Here is a 13,652-nt window from a genome sequence, read left to right as displayed (position 1 = left end):
GGAGGTTTCGCGAGATAACGGTCTGGTGACCGGGGGAGCCCGTCCGGGCCCGCCGCCGTCTCATCCGCGACCCGCACGCAGACGGGGCGGGCGCGAGAGGAGTGGTCGTGGCCAACAAGGAGTCGTCCGGCAAGAACCGGGCCGGCGCGGGCAGCCGGCTCTCGGGGCTGAGCAGGCCCCGGCGGCGCACCGCCGTCATCGCCGCCGTGCTGCTGGTCGTCGTCGGCTGGCCGGTGCTCAGCGCCCTGTTCGGCGGCTACGAGCGCACCAGCGGGGGCGAGATCGCCGTCATCCGCAACGGCGGGTTCTTCGACAACAACAGGATCCGCCAGGTGATCAACCCGGGCTCCGGCCGGGTCTGGATCGGCCTGTACTCGCAGGTCCACAAGTACCCGGCCCAGCAGCGCTTCTACACGATCACGTCGGACGCCAAGAAGGGCGACGAGACCGGCGTGGACGTCGTCACCGTGCCGAGCTCCGACGGCGTCAACATGGGCATCGAGGGGACGCTGTACTTCACCCTCAACCAGGACCACGGGGCGATCAAGGAGTTCGACGACAAGTACGGCACCCGCAAGTTCCGCAGCGCCGGCGGCGAGATGTACAACGTCTACGACGGCGACCAGGGCTGGTCGGCGTTCCTCGACCAGATCGTCCGGCCGGTGATCGACAACGACCTGCGCAGCCAGATCAACAGCTTCCGGTGCGCCGAGCTCGTCTCCTCCTGCGCGCTCGTGCAGAACTCCTCCGCGCAGCCGCGCGGCGTCCAGCCCGTCGGGGCGAAGGCGCAGAGCAACAACGCCAACATCGCCAAGGTGCAGAACGCGATCAACACCAGCCTGGCCGCCGACCTGGAGCAGACGCTCGGCGGCAAGTTCGTGACCAACATCCACTTCAACCTCGTCCGGATCACCCTGCCGGCCAAGGTGCAGGACGCGGTGGACCGCGCCCAGGCCGCGTTCGCGCAGGTCAGCGAGGCGCAGGCGAAGGTCTCCACGGCCAAGGCGGAGGCCGCCGCCAACAAGGCCCGGCAGGACGGCTACAACAAGTGCCCGACCTGCGCGAGGATCGAGGAACTGAAGGCGCTCCCGCAGGGCATCACCGTGTACGCGCCCGGCAACCCGAACGGGTCGCTCCTGCGGGGCCGGTGACGGGGAGGCGGTCATGCGGTTCCTGATCGTGCTGGTGGCGCTCGCGGTGGTCGCCGCCGTGGTCGTCCTGCTGATGTACGCGTTCGCCGACCGCTCCGCCGCCGGGAAGGCGGCGCTGGAGCGCGGCGCCCGCTGGGAGACCCACACCGAGTCGTCCGGCGGCGTCACCACGGTCGTCGTCCGGCAGGTCACCCGCGACGACGCCGGCGACCTGCGCGCCGAACTCGGCCGGCAGACGGTCGCCGCCATCGAGGACGGCGACGCGGAATGGGAGGAGCGCTATCACGAGGCGATGGCGCAGGCCCGTTCCCGCGTCGCCGCGCTGCAGAGCGAAGCGAGCTGACCTGCCATTACCCGGAAATGCCCGCGCCCCTTACACCCGGGGCGCGGGCTTTGCCGCGAAAGGGCGCGCCCACCCGGTGTACCCTCGGCTCGAATCTGCACGCACATGATCACCGGAGCCGCCGATGGTGCGCCCCTGGCGCCGGGCCGGCCTGGCGGTGGTGCTGGCCGCCTGCCTGGTGGCGCCCTCGTCCGCCGTCCACCGGGAGCCCCCCGCCGTGGAGGACTACGTCACCGAGCAGCTGACCGTCGCCGCGCGGGCCTTCCTGGCGCGCCGCTCGCAGGCCCTCGTGCACGCGCAGGACCGCCGCGCCATGCCGACGGAGGTGCAGGGCGTGCAGATCTCCCCGAAGCTGGCGCGCGCGCAGGAGCGGGCCGTCCGCGAACTGGAGACCCGCAACCGCGCGCCGGTGGCGGGCGGCCCCGCCTACACCGGCGCCCGCACCCGCCTGGACGCGCGCAGCGCCGTCCGCGAGGGGGACCGCATCACGCTGGAGGCGGTCGAGCACACCGAGGTCAAGTACGGCGGCGGCAAGTTCACCCAGTCGGTGCGGCGCCGGTTCGAGTTCCGGACCCGCGGCGAGCAGATCATCATGATCGCCGAACGCGTCCTGGACCCGGCCGCCCGCCCGGTCAACGACCCCGTCACCCCCGACCGCTGACCGCGCTTTCGCCGCGCTCTGAAATTTCCTTGACGCACAGTAAGTATGCGCGTCACAAGCCCCGTGGTGGCCACATCCGGACATCCCGAGATGGCGGGAATATGGCCGTTTCGGGGGAGGTGCGGCTGGATTGACGTGATCGATGGGGCGTAAGCTGACGCCATTCTTTCCGAAGCACACGGCAAAACGTTCGGCGATCAGCGACGAAAGGGCCGGAGCGATGGGCGACAAGCGCGGAGCCAACCTCGGCGAACTCGAGGAACTGTCCCGCATCTTCAGCAAGCACTCCCGCAACCTCGACGCCCTGATCAAGGACCTCAACGGCCGCACGGTGAGCAGCAGCGCCGCCTGGTGGGGCCCGGGCGCCGACCGCTTCCGCTCCGCCTGGGCCGAGGCCAAGACCGCCTTCGACAAGATGGCGCTGGCCCTGGAGCAGGGCAGCCAGGACATCCGCAAGTCCCAGCAGAACATCGAGGCCGCCACCCGCTGACCTCCCCCTGAGCCGCGGGTCCCGGCCCATCCCCCCGAGGTCGGGACCCGCATTCAGCTCCCCGCTCCCGGCGACCCCGCGGCCGGCCCCACGCCAGAGGGATCACGTGAGCACACCATCACCGCTGCAACTGCAGTTCCTCCTAGGCCGCATCCAGGTGCTGTCCGACGAGCACTGGCACCTGTTCACCGCGCCTCGCCAGGCCATGGACGACCACGCCTGGGTAGGCGGCACCACCTCCCGCGCCTTCGCCCGCAAGCTCGACGAGAGCGACGCCGCCCTGCACGCCGAGCTGCGCAGGGCGCTCCAACTCGTCCGAGACGAACTGAACCGCCCGTGACCTGGCTCGACCCCGACACCTGCGGCGTCAAGCTGGCGGAGTTCGAGCAGATGACCCGCCGGCTCACCCAGGCGGCCCCCAAACTGGCCGAGCTCGCCGACGAACTCTGGCAGGCCCTGCACGCCGCCCAGGTCAGCACGGCTCCCGCGATGGAGATCAAACGCATCGCCGCCTGGGCCGACCAGGCCGCCTCAGACCTGCGCCGCCGCAACCAACTGGCGCACGACCTCGACCGCCAGCAGCTCGCCTTCAAGATCTGCCGCCCGGACGGCGACTACCTGAAACTCCCCGACCGCTACACCGACCAGGTCGGCTACGCGTCCGGCCGCCGCAGCGCCGACCTCTTCCGCCGCGCCGCCTCCGGCGACCCCGCCGCGCGAGCAGCCCTGCGCGCCCTACGCCCCGACGACATCACCCCGATGTTCGCCAAGGGCCTCCTGGAGTCCCTGAGCCCCGAGGCCCTCCTCAAACTCCCAATGGACCTGACGGTCCCGCTCACCGCCGACACCCGCCACGACCGCGAAGGCGTCGACACCCGAGCCGCCGAAACCCGCGGGATCCTGGCTCTCCTGGGCCGCAGCCTCGCCCTGTCGACCCGTCCGGGCACCGCCGCCTACCTGGGCGACGACTACCTCCGCAACCTCACCCGCGCCGGCCGCGCGAACTTCCCGCCCCTCAGCACACCCCCGCACGGCACGTCGGGCTACCAGTCCCTCTCCGCCCTCCTCACCGCCGCCGGCGACACCCGCTTCTCCGCCCACTTCATCGAGACCGTTGGCAGCGACATGATCGCCTACGACGGCCGCCTGCGAAAAACCCTCGGCGAGGAACCCCTCCCCACCCTCGCCGGCAAGACGGCCCTGGGCAACGCCCTGGACCCGGCCACAACAAAGGTCGTCCCCAGTGACCGCAAAACGGACTTCCTAGCGCCCCTCTTCACCGCCGCCGCCCACTCAGGCAAGCAAGCCGCCCAGGCCCTCCTCACCCACACCTACATGGGCCCCTTCGAACAGGGCACCGAACCCGGCTTCAAGGCCACCACCCTCCAGTACCTCCTCCACGACCGCCGCCCGGTCTGGTCCAAGACCGACCACGGCACCGCCCTAGGCCAAGCAATCCAAACCGCCACCACCGGCCAAGACCCAGAGTCGACCGCCCTCGCCTTCGAGGTGGGCAAGATCCTCGCAGCCGACGCCCGCAAGTACTTCGGCGTGAGCGCCGGCCAGCATTTGGAGATCAAGGACGGCGACGGCCTGGACGCCCTCTCCGGGCTGCGGCGGCCGATGGCCGAGGTGCTGGCCTCGCATATCACCGAGATCAACGGCAGCCTGAACGCAGCCGGGCTCGCGCTCAAGACGTCGAGTTCGCCGCTGAGCGACGCCCAGCTGGACTACCTGCTGCTCTTCGTCACACGCGATGCCCAGGCGTTCACAGTACTTCTCACCACGCAGACCGCTCACGCCAAGCTTGCCGTCGACCACGCCATCGCCAACGGGGCGAACTGGCAGAACGTGGTCGACGGTGAGGCAGGGATGTTCGGCCGTCTGCTGGAGATCCGGAACCAGAACATTGCCGCCGAGGGCGGGCGGTTGCAGGGCGTGCACGAGAGCCTGCGCAATATCGTGGAGACGGGGGTGTCGTTCCTCCCGACCGGCGAGGAGAGGATGAACCGAGTTCCCGTCGCCGGCAAGCTGTACAGTCTCGCGGTCAACAAGCTGCGCAAGCAGATGGTGGACTGGATCACCAAGCAACTGGCGGAGAAACCGAAGGAATCAGTGGTCGGCCCGACGACCAACGTCGAGGCGCTTGAAAAGATGTTCATGCAGATGGTCGCCTCCTCCGTGGTCGCTCACGGCGCGTACGCGAAGCGTGAGTTGGCCGGGCAGCCCTTCCTGGTGAAGGGCAGTAAATCCAAGATCATGCCCCTGAATGAAATGAACCCAGAGCAAGTGAGCCAGTTCTTGCAGTGGGCGAATGAGTACACCGATCTCAACAGCGTGCGGAGCGGCTTGAAGAGTTCCGTGACCGGTGGTGCGGCCGACGTGACCGGCCATTTCCGCGGTTCGGACGGCAACGTGATTCCGACCGGGCAGCGATGATCCGCGCACGCCTCGCCCTCTGCGGTGTCATCGGGCTGGCGGCCCTCCTGGTCACCAGCTGCGATGGAGGCCAGAACCCCGGTGCGCGGACGCCTCCCGCCGACCCCGGCGTGGTCACCGACGCAGCACCCTATCTCTGTGATCTCGTCCCAGAGCAATCGTTGCGCAAAGCCACTGCAGTACAGGGCCCGCTCGACGACAAATGGTCGAATGGGCCGCAGCCGGATGATGGCCTCTGCCTGGCTTTTGCGGCCGGACGCGAGGCGCCCCTCGGAGTGCACTGGTCATACAAAGACGGTCTAGATGTTCTTCGGCGTCAGCAGAAGCTCTGGGCAGATGATTCTCCGCATCCCCTTCCGCGCGAGTTGGGAACGGGCCTTGCGGTGATACGCCCCACCTTCGGCGCAGACCCCCGGCCCAACTATGTAATCGCGTTGTTCAAGTGCGGGCAGAAGAAAGCGTGGATCAGTATCGACTTTGCGCGGGTGGTGCGAGGGCGTGATGCGGTGCAGGACATGTTCGACTTCATGCGGATCGCGGAGAAGCGGTTCGGGGAGCTCCATAAGTGCACGCCGAGACCGTCATGAGCAGGGGGCCGGCGTTAGGTGCGGCCGAGTTCGAGCGGCGGATCCGGTGTGCGGTGTGGGACGGCCGTGACGATGGCGCTGACGGGGTGGACGATGGCGCCGTGGATTGATGTGAGCGGCATACCTCAGGTGCTCTGGGCAGTCGAGGTGATAGACGGTCCGGCCAGAGCGCTCCCCGCGTTGTTGGTGTTCGTTCGTTTATTGGGAGTTATGGACAGCGCTTATGAGGGGCTCGGGTGGCGCGAAGTTCCAGTAAGCCTCCGGCGGTGATCTCGGTGCGGCGACTGGTGCCGAGCCTCCTTCTCGTGCTCATGGTGACGCTGGTTGCCGGATGTGGTGGTGGCGGCGCTGCCGGGGCGAAGGCATCGCCAGATGTGCGGCCAGTGGTGGATGGCGCTCCCTACCTTTGCGACCTGGTGCCCGAGCCTTCTTTTCAGCGGGTAACTGGAGTGACTGCCCGGTTGAAAAGTAGTTGGAGTGGGCCTCAGAAGGCTGGTGGGCTTTGCGTGGCAATGCCTCAGAAAGAGGCGAGTCCGCTGGGACTTGAATGGTCGTACATGGAGGGCGAGGAGATACTGCGAACGCAGCGGGGGAGTTGGGCGCACAAGTCATCTCAGCAGATCCCGGCGGAGATGGGACGGGGGCTGGCCGGATATGACCCGAGCGGTGGTCTCACCGGGCTCCCCAACTACGTGATCGCGTTGTTCAGGTGCGGGCACAAGGAAGTGTGGATCAGTATCGACTTCGCACGGGTGGCGCGTGGGCGGGATGCGGTGCAGGACATGTTCGACTTCATGCGGATCGCGCAGAAGCGGTTCGGGGAACTCCACAAGTGCACGCCGAGACCGTCATGAGCAGGGGTCCTGCCTTAGGTGCGGCCGAGTTCGAGCGGCGGATCCGGTGTGCGGTGTCGACCGGCAGTACCGCTGGCGCTGATCAGCGGCCGCAACGGCCGCACTCGTCGACGAGCCGGTGAGCTCAGGGCTTGAGGCGGGCCCAGACCCATTTGCCGCCGGACGGATCAGGGGTGTGGCCGCATGAGGCGGCGAGAGCGGCGACGATCGGGAGACCCCGGCCGCCGTTGTCGTCCCAGTGCTCCTTGGAGAGGTCGAGGGTGTCGAGGGTCAGTTCGGCCATCGGGCTGGCTCGGGGCAGTTCGGGGCTGGCGTCCCAGACCGCGATGAGGATGCCGTCGATGTCACGGCTGAACTGGAAGCGGATCTCCTTGCCGGGCGTGGCCGTCACGGCGTTGGCGATCAGTTCCGAGGCGATGAGGAATGCATCGTCCGAAATATGCATGTAGCCCCAATTGTGCAGGCGCGTTTTCGTAAGCGTGCGCGCGAGGCCGGACGCGGCCTTCGATGCCAGCATGGGGATCAGCAGGCAGTCCGGTGTGCTCATCATCGGTAGCCCACTCCTTCCTGGACAGGATCACGGTTCGTGCCTCCAGGGTCACGCAGGGTGGCTAGACTGGTGTGTATTCAGAAACATCTCAACCCCCGGGAGATGCTGATGAGTGCCGCCAACGAGATCGACCCCGCGTCCTCGCTGTACGACTGGTTGGCCTATGACCTGCGGTTTTATCGTCAGAAGCGAGGGCTCACGGGCACCCAGGTCGGTGAGATCATCAATTGCGTCCGCTCCCATGTTGCGAACCTGGAGGCGGGGCGTGCCTGCATCGACATGAAGCAGGCGAAGGCCCTCGACGAGGCATGGGACACGGGCGGGCACTTCGAGCGGTTGCTGTTCTTCGCGCGGTCGCTGCACAACCCGGATTGGTTCCGTCAGAGCGTCGAGTACGAGGTGAGGGCCAGGATCCTGCGGATCTATCAGGGGCAGACGATCCCCGTTCCCCTGCAAAGCGAGGACTACGCCCGCGCGGTCTTGTCGATGGCTCGCGTTGCGGACCTCGATAAGGCGCTGATGGATCGCATGGTGCGACAGGAGCTGATCATCGGGCGGGAAGACCATCCGCTGATCATGGTGCTCCTCGATCAGGATGCCCTGGACCGTCCGACTGGCGGCGCTCATGTGATGAAGGCTCAACTCCGGCGGTTGTTGGAGTTGGGGGAGCGTCCAAGCGTGAGCATCCGGGTCATCGCTCGCTCTGCGGGATGGCACTTCGGACTGAACGGCCCGTTCCAGATCATGAGCCTGGAACGCAAGGACGTTGCTTACATCGGTGCTTTCCGTGGCGGCAGGTTGGCCCAGGATGCTTCCGAAGTGCGGGAGATGGCCGTAGATTTCGAGTTGATCGGGGCAAAAGCCTCGTCCGAGGGTGAATCCCGTGCCCTGATCAAGCAGCTCATGGAGGGTTTCTGATGGCGGTCAAGTGGCGTAAGAGCTCGTACAGCGGCAGCTCGAACGATGAGATGTGTGTCGAGGTCGGCGAGCTTGCCGGTGGTGTTGGGATCAGGGACTCCAGGGACGCGGACGGTGCGCGCCTCGAACTGAGCGGTGTGGGGTTCGCGTCGTTGGTGAGAAAGGTCAAGCTGGGTGTTCTCGACCGTCCCTAGCGAGGACGCGTCTTGAGCCTGTGTCGCTGAGTTCTTGGAGGGGCGTGTGAAGGCGGGTTGGCGTAAGAGCTCGTTCAGCGGCAGTTCCACCGACGAGGTGTGCGTCGAGGTGGCCGGGTTGACCGGTGGTGTCGCCATGCGGGATTCCAAGGATCCCGATGGTGGGCGGCTGAGCGTGAGCGGTGACCACTTCGGACGTCTTCTTCACCGCATCCAGGCAGGACTGCTCGACCGGCCCTGAGGGGGTTGGCCGATCTTGGAGTGTGCGGCGCGCTTCAAGATCGGCCGACTGGTGGAGGAGATGACGGGTGGCGACGTTCGCGTCGCTCCGCTCTCTGGGCCGACTGTCTCAGGTGAGACCGCCCATTTCCCTGACCGCGCTCATATCTTCGGCGATGGGAGTGGAGTCGCGGCGGCGGGTGAGCCCGAAGATGGCGAGCCCGAGAAGAACGAGTGCCAAGATTCCCGCGATCTTCGCGCGTGCGATCAGGTGCCTGCCCGGTGGGCCGAGGCGGGCGTCGGTGACCATGCCCGGGTCAGTGGGGTGAATGGCGGAGAAGTAGACCACGATGCGATCCCCGACGCGCGGATCGTGCTGGAAGGCCTCGACATGTCGTACGGTGAGCGCGCTCGGCGTACCGAGTTGCAGGTCCCATGACGTGGACGCCAGCCGGTTGACCTTGATCACCGTCGCTTCGGCCCGGACGGCGTGATCGCGCTGCTCGCGTCCCTTGGACAGGGCGCTCGCAGCGCTCATGGCCAGCAACGTTCCGCACAGGAATAGCAAGGTGATCGCCCAGGCTGGCCACTTTCTGCTCCAGATGCGGCGCCACATGCCGCCAAGTGTGCTCTGGAACGACCGATGAGTCGAGAGCGCGTGATCGATCCCGCCCGGCGGAAGTGCCGGCCACCCTCTTCGGCCCGGATGACTGTCGCGGCCGGCATGCGGTGGAGTGCGCCGCCCAGATCACAGCCCTCGGTGAATGGCTCCATCTCGGGTGGGTTAGTCGGTTGGGGGGAGGGCTACTTGGATTTGGGTTGTTGTGCCGGTGGCCACGAAGAGGCCTCGGCCGGTGGGGCCGCCAAGAGGGGCGTTGCGGGGGAGGCGTAGGCCGAAGAGGTCGCCGTCGTCGGGGGAGTCGATCGACAGCAGGACGCCGGAGCGGGAGCGGCGGGTGTCGGAGAGGAAGCCTCGGTAGCCGCGGCCCAGGTCGGCCGTGGTGCCGCCGATGATGACGGCGTGCTCGCCGTCGCGGGCGGTGCGGAGGACGTCGCGGAGGGCGTCGTCCAGGTCGGTTTCGTCGAGGAGTTCGGCGTCGTCGACGATGACGGCGTAGCGGTGCTCGTCGCCGATGGCGTCCGACAGGTCGTCGGGGTCGGAGTCGGCGGTGAGGACGCCGAGGACGCCGGGGCGGTCCGCCAGGGCGCGGAGCGGGGAGCGGCGGGGGGTCAGCAGGACGACGGGGACGAGGCCGCCGCCCACGGCCGGGTCGAGGAGCGAGTGGACGATCGTGCGGAGGGTGGTGGAGCGGCCCGAGCGGGGCGGGCCGGCGACGGCGAAGCCGGGGCCCTCGTTGAGGAGGTCGACGCCGACCGGGGCGAGGGTGTCGCCACCCACGCCGACCAGGGCCCACAGGGGTGAGGGCGCGGTGAACTCCGGGTCGAGGGACATGGCCTCGCGGTAGGTGACGCGGACGGGCAGTTCGTCCACGTGGAGGGGGCGACGGCGGCGGGGGAGGCGGCCGTAGCGGGAGACGCAGGTGCGGGCGATCTCCTGGAGGACGGCCACCTGGGCGGTGCCGGACGGGTCGTCCCCGAGGAGGCAGATCTGGGATTCGCGCGGGGGCGCGTTCGGGGCGGTGGGTTCGAGGGCGCGGCCGGGCGGCATGGCGGCGGGGATCTGGCGGTCCTGGAGGCCGCCGTAGCCGTAGTCGTTCGGGTCGGCCATGCGCAGCAGGAGGCGGCGGTCGAAGACGGTGGAGATCTGGCCGCCGAGGCCGGAGCGGTCGCCGGTGAAGACGGCGCGGAGGCCGACGGCGGCGCCCTCGCGCAGGAGGCGGATGGCCTGGTCGACCAGGCGGCCGTAGTCGTAGTGCTCGAACGCGCCGAGGAAGCCCTCCCAGCGGTCCAGGAGCAGCACCATCCAGGGGAGGCGGTCGGTGGCGGCGACGGCGGCGCGCTGCTCGGCGAGGGAGGCGAAGCCGGCTTCGGCGAGGAGCTGCTGGCGGCGGGCGACCTCGGCGGTGAGGGCGGTGAGGAGGCGCTCGCAGCGGTCGAGCTGGTCGCGGGTGACGACGGCGCCGCAGTGCGGCAGGGAGACGAGGGGCAGGAGCGCGTTGGCGCCGCAGTCGATCGCGTACAGGTGGGCGTCGTAGGGGGAGCAGGACGAGGCGAGGGACCCGGCGATCGTGCGCAGTGCGGTGGAGCGGCCCGACTGGGCGGATCCGGCGAGGTACAGGTGGCCGCCGGCGGTGAGGTCGAGGGCCAGTTCCTCGCGGGACTGGACGGCGGGCAGGTCGGTGATGCCGAACCGGATCGGCGGGACGTCCACGACGGAGCCGCCCGCGGCGGTGCGGGGCGTCAGCCTGATCATCTCCGGCAGCGGAGTCAGCCACGGGGACGGCTGGCGGGCGATGCCGGCGCGGCGGGCGGCCTCGTCGACGGCCTGGACGAGGACGCCGAGGTCGGTGGCGAGGGTGGTGTCGTCGGCGGCCTCGCGGGGCGCGGGCAGCGGGTGGCCGAGGCCCTGCCAGGGCAGGGCGAGGACGGTGGTGCCGGGGCCTGCGGCGCCGGGGCGGCGGCCGCCGATCCGCGCGGACTGGACGGCCTGCGGCGCCGACACGCCAGAGCGGACGTAGCAGCGGCCCGGGGTCGACTTGGAGATCTGCGCGGCGTCGGGCGAGTCGAGGACGTCGGTCGATTCGTCCGGGTCGGTGACGCGCAGGGCGATGCGCAGGTTGGTGTTGGCGCGGATGTCGGCGGTGACGACCCCGGCGGGGCGCTGGGTGGCGAGGATGAGGTGGACGCCGAGCGACCGGCCGCGGCGGCCGATGTCGACGAGGCCGGTGACGAAGTCGGGCAGCTCGGTGACCATGGCGGCGAACTCGTCGATGACGAGGACGAGGCGCGGCATGGCGGGCAGGCCGGGGTCGGCGGTGCGCAGGTCGTTGTAGTCGTCGACGTCCTTGGCGCCCGCGTCGAGGAGGATCTCCTCGCGGCGGCGGAGTTCGGCGGCGAGGGATTCGAGGGCGCGCTCGGTGGCGTGGCCGTCGAGGTCGGTGACCATGCCGACGGTGTGGGGGAGGCGGGCGCAGTCCTTGAACGCGGCGCCGCCCTTGTAGTCGATGAGGACGAACGTCATCTCGTCCGGGCGGTTCGCCACGGCGAGGGACGCGATGAGGGTCTGCAGCAGTTCCGACTTGCCCGCGCCTGTGGTTCCCGCGATGAGGCCGTGGGGGCCGTCGGCGCGGAGGTCGATCACGTAGGGCTGACCTGAGCCGAGGCCGATGGGGACGCGGGTGGTGCGGCCCGTCCGGCCCCATGACTGGAGGATGTGCTCGGCGGTGGGTTCGGGCATGCCGAGGATGTCGAGGAGGCGTACGTCGGCCGGAATGGAGTCGGCGGCGTCTTCGCGGGACACGTCCCGGACGGGGGCCAGCGCGCGCGCCACCCGGTCTGTCCAGGCCGAGGCGACCTGGTCGGCGAGCACAGGGCCGACCACTTCGAGCCCTTGCCCCTGTAGGTGGAGCTGGGAGGGGCGCTGCGGGTCCCAGGCGGCGACCACCTGGCACTCTTCGGGGAGCAGGCGTTCCTCGTCGTCCACGCAGATGGCGTAGAGGCCGTACTCGGCACCCCGTGACAGGAGCATCGGCATGCCGGGTAGACGACGCAACGCGCGCGCGCCGTCGAGCACGATCAAAATGTTGTACGGGACGGGAGGTGTTCCGTTTTGGCCGAAGAACGATGATTCGGCCTGGGCGGCGCGGCGCCGTTCGGTGACGCGGATCGCGAGTTCGGTGATGCGGTGCGCGGCCGACTCGGGGTCGGCGCCGACGAGGGCCACGCAGTCCTCGCCTTCGCGCGGCGCGCAGTGCGGCAGCCAACGCACCCAGTTCCACTCGTCCCCCGCCTGCTGGTCGGCGGACAGGACGACGATGGCGAGGTCGCGAGGGCTGTGCAGGACGGCGGCCTGCGCGACCATCCAGCGGGCCAGCGCGCGCGAGGCGTAGCGGGGGCCGGTCAGCCCGACGACGCCCAGTTCGCCGAGCGGCAGCGCCACCGGGACCTGCCGGGCCGCCGGGATCGGCACCGCGCGCGGCTCGCCGGTCAGCTCGATCCGGGCGGGCAGGTCGGCGAGGCCGATCCGCAGGTGCAGGACGTCGGCGTCGTCGCGGCGCCGCTCCCACAGGCGGCGGCGCGGCCCCGTGGCGGTGAGCAGGACCTCGGCGGGGTCGGGGTGCAGGGCGCGCCGCTCGGCCTCGTCCGCGCGCCGCAGCCGCTCCAGCTCGCCGTCGAACTCGCCCGATTTGAGGTGGTACTCCTTCAGCGCCTTCTTGTACGACTTGCGGCCGTGCATCCGGTCGCCGATCCACTCGCCGACCGTCATCACCGGCCAGGCCAGCGCGAACAGCGCCCACCACCACTGGCCGAGCGCGAACGCCATGACCAGGCCGAACGCCGAGAAAAGCAGTGCGCCGAACAGCCGGAGCCGCTCGCGCGGGTTGCGTTCGGGGCGCTTCGGGACGTCCAGCGTCCGCACGCGGTCGGCCGGGTGCAGCCGCGGCGGCCGGTTGAACGCGAGCCCGCCCTCCGGGAGCGGCTCCAGGTGGGTGTCGGGCGCGGCGCTCGGGGCGAGCGCGAGGACGCTGTCGCCGACCGTCAGCAGCGCGTCAGCGGGCCAGGCGGTCTTCGCGCCGAGCGGTGTGCCGTCCAGCGCGGCGGCGCCCTGCATCGTCATCGCGGACGCCTCGACCTCGACGGTGTCGCGCGCCACCGTGAGCCGCAGGGACCGCGCCGGGACGGACGGGTCGTCCAGCACCACGTCCACGTCGCGCCCGGAGCCGATGGTGCTGGTGCCGAGCCCGAGCCGGTGCACCGACCCGGCGGCCGGGCCGCCGATGACCCGGACCTCGACGAGGCCGGTCGGCTCGGCGAGCACGGTGGCGGCGGCGCCGCGCTGCTCGACCGCGACGACGGCGCCGTCCCGCAGCTCCTTGACGGCGAGGGCCTGCGGGTCGAGCATCCGGCCGTCCATCCACAGCGCCTTGCGCGGGCCGGGCCCGTCCTTGGCGAGCAGGGCGGCCTTGGAGAAACGCGGGGTGAGGGCGGGCGGGGCGCCGTCGAGGACGGCGGCGAGCGACTGCGCGATCCCGCCGACGGTGGCCTCCGCGTCGACGTCGATGACGACATCGCGGGGACCGCCGCCGGTCAGCGCCGTGAACGAGATCCGCATCCGAGCCTCCGAC

Annotated in this window: 14 protein-coding genes; 11 read left to right on the top strand and 3 right to left on the bottom strand. The window is 69.8% G+C overall.

Annotated features, from left to right (window positions below):
• The first annotated feature begins 107 nt into the window (after positions 1–107).
• The 8 genes from HUT06_RS38055 to HUT06_RS38020 all read left to right on the top strand — a co-directional run bounded on the left by HUT06_RS38055 (position 108) and on the right by HUT06_RS38020 (position 6,525).
• Positions 108–1,151: an SPFH domain-containing protein gene (locus HUT06_RS38055; RefSeq protein WP_254715605.1), complete on the top strand. Its 1,044-nt coding sequence runs from the start codon at positions 108–110 to the stop codon at positions 1,149–1,151.
• A 13-nt stretch (positions 1,152–1,164) separates the two neighbouring features.
• Positions 1,165–1,494 (top strand): hypothetical protein, encoded by a 330-nt coding sequence (locus tag HUT06_RS38050; RefSeq protein ID WP_176200138.1) that lies wholly within the window; start codon positions 1,165–1,167, stop codon positions 1,492–1,494.
• 124 nt (positions 1,495–1,618) lie between these two features.
• Entirely contained in the window at positions 1,619–2,155 is a 537-nt protein-coding gene (locus tag HUT06_RS38045) for a hypothetical protein (protein WP_176200137.1), read from the top strand.
• A 220-nt stretch (positions 2,156–2,375) separates the two neighbouring features.
• Complete coding sequence (locus tag HUT06_RS38040; protein ID WP_067629811.1) at positions 2,376–2,645, top strand: WXG100 family type VII secretion target; 270 nt, start codon at positions 2,376–2,378, stop codon at positions 2,643–2,645.
• 106 nt (positions 2,646–2,751) lie between these two features.
• Positions 2,752–2,985, top strand: coding sequence for a hypothetical protein (locus HUT06_RS38035; protein WP_176200136.1), 234 nt, complete (start codon positions 2,752–2,754; stop codon positions 2,983–2,985).
• The gene (locus tag HUT06_RS38030) at positions 2,982–5,084 is read left to right on the top strand and encodes a hypothetical protein (RefSeq protein ID WP_176200135.1); all 2,103 of its coding nucleotides are present in this window, start codon (positions 2,982–2,984) and stop codon (positions 5,082–5,084) included. The genes HUT06_RS38035 and HUT06_RS38030 overlap by 4 nt, the downstream gene beginning before the upstream one ends.
• Positions 5,081–5,671, top strand: a complete 591-nt coding sequence (locus tag HUT06_RS38025) for a hypothetical protein (RefSeq protein ID WP_176200134.1) — start codon at positions 5,081–5,083, stop codon at positions 5,669–5,671. Before HUT06_RS38030 ends, HUT06_RS38025 begins: the two co-directional genes overlap by 4 nt.
• A 266-nt stretch (positions 5,672–5,937) precedes the next feature.
• Entirely contained in the window at positions 5,938–6,525 is a 588-nt protein-coding gene (locus HUT06_RS38020; RefSeq protein ID WP_176200133.1) for a hypothetical protein, read from the top strand.
• A gap of 124 nt (positions 6,526–6,649) precedes the next feature.
• Here HUT06_RS38020 and HUT06_RS38015 read toward each other — a convergent pair whose 3' ends face one another.
• Entirely contained in the window at positions 6,650–7,075 is a 426-nt protein-coding gene (locus tag HUT06_RS38015; protein WP_176200132.1) for an ATP-binding protein, read from the bottom strand.
• A gap of 108 nt (positions 7,076–7,183) precedes the next feature.
• Between HUT06_RS38015 and HUT06_RS38010 the strand changes: the two genes are divergently transcribed.
• From HUT06_RS38010 to HUT06_RS38000, 3 genes are read left to right on the top strand one after another with little or no spacing between them, the layout of a single operon-like run.
• Entirely contained in the window at positions 7,184–7,993 is an 810-nt protein-coding gene (locus HUT06_RS38010) for a helix-turn-helix transcriptional regulator (RefSeq protein WP_176200131.1), read from the top strand.
• On the top strand, positions 7,993–8,187 hold the full coding sequence (locus tag HUT06_RS38005; protein ID WP_176200130.1) for a DUF397 domain-containing protein: 195 nt from the start codon (positions 7,993–7,995) through the stop codon (positions 8,185–8,187). The genes HUT06_RS38010 and HUT06_RS38005 overlap by 1 nt, the downstream gene beginning before the upstream one ends.
• A 46-nt stretch (positions 8,188–8,233) precedes the next feature.
• Entirely contained in the window at positions 8,234–8,428 is a 195-nt protein-coding gene (locus HUT06_RS38000) for a DUF397 domain-containing protein (protein WP_217711614.1), read from the top strand.
• A gap of 108 nt (positions 8,429–8,536) precedes the next feature.
• On the opposite strand, the gene HUT06_RS37995 is transcribed toward HUT06_RS38000, so the two are convergent.
• Positions 8,537–9,022, bottom strand: a complete 486-nt coding sequence (locus HUT06_RS37995; protein ID WP_176200128.1) for a hypothetical protein — start codon at positions 9,020–9,022, stop codon at positions 8,537–8,539.
• Between the two features lie 168 nt (positions 9,023–9,190).
• Positions 9,191–13,639: an FtsK/SpoIIIE domain-containing protein gene (locus HUT06_RS37990; RefSeq protein WP_176200127.1), complete on the bottom strand. Its 4,449-nt coding sequence runs from the start codon at positions 13,637–13,639 to the stop codon at positions 9,191–9,193.
• Positions 13,640–13,652 lie beyond the last annotated feature (13 nt).

The organism is Actinomadura sp. NAK00032, from assembly GCF_013364275.1.
In the GTDB taxonomy this organism is placed as follows: domain Bacteria; phylum Actinomycetota; class Actinomycetes; order Streptosporangiales; family Streptosporangiaceae; genus Spirillospora.
This window is presented reverse-complemented; position numbering and strand designations above follow the sequence as displayed.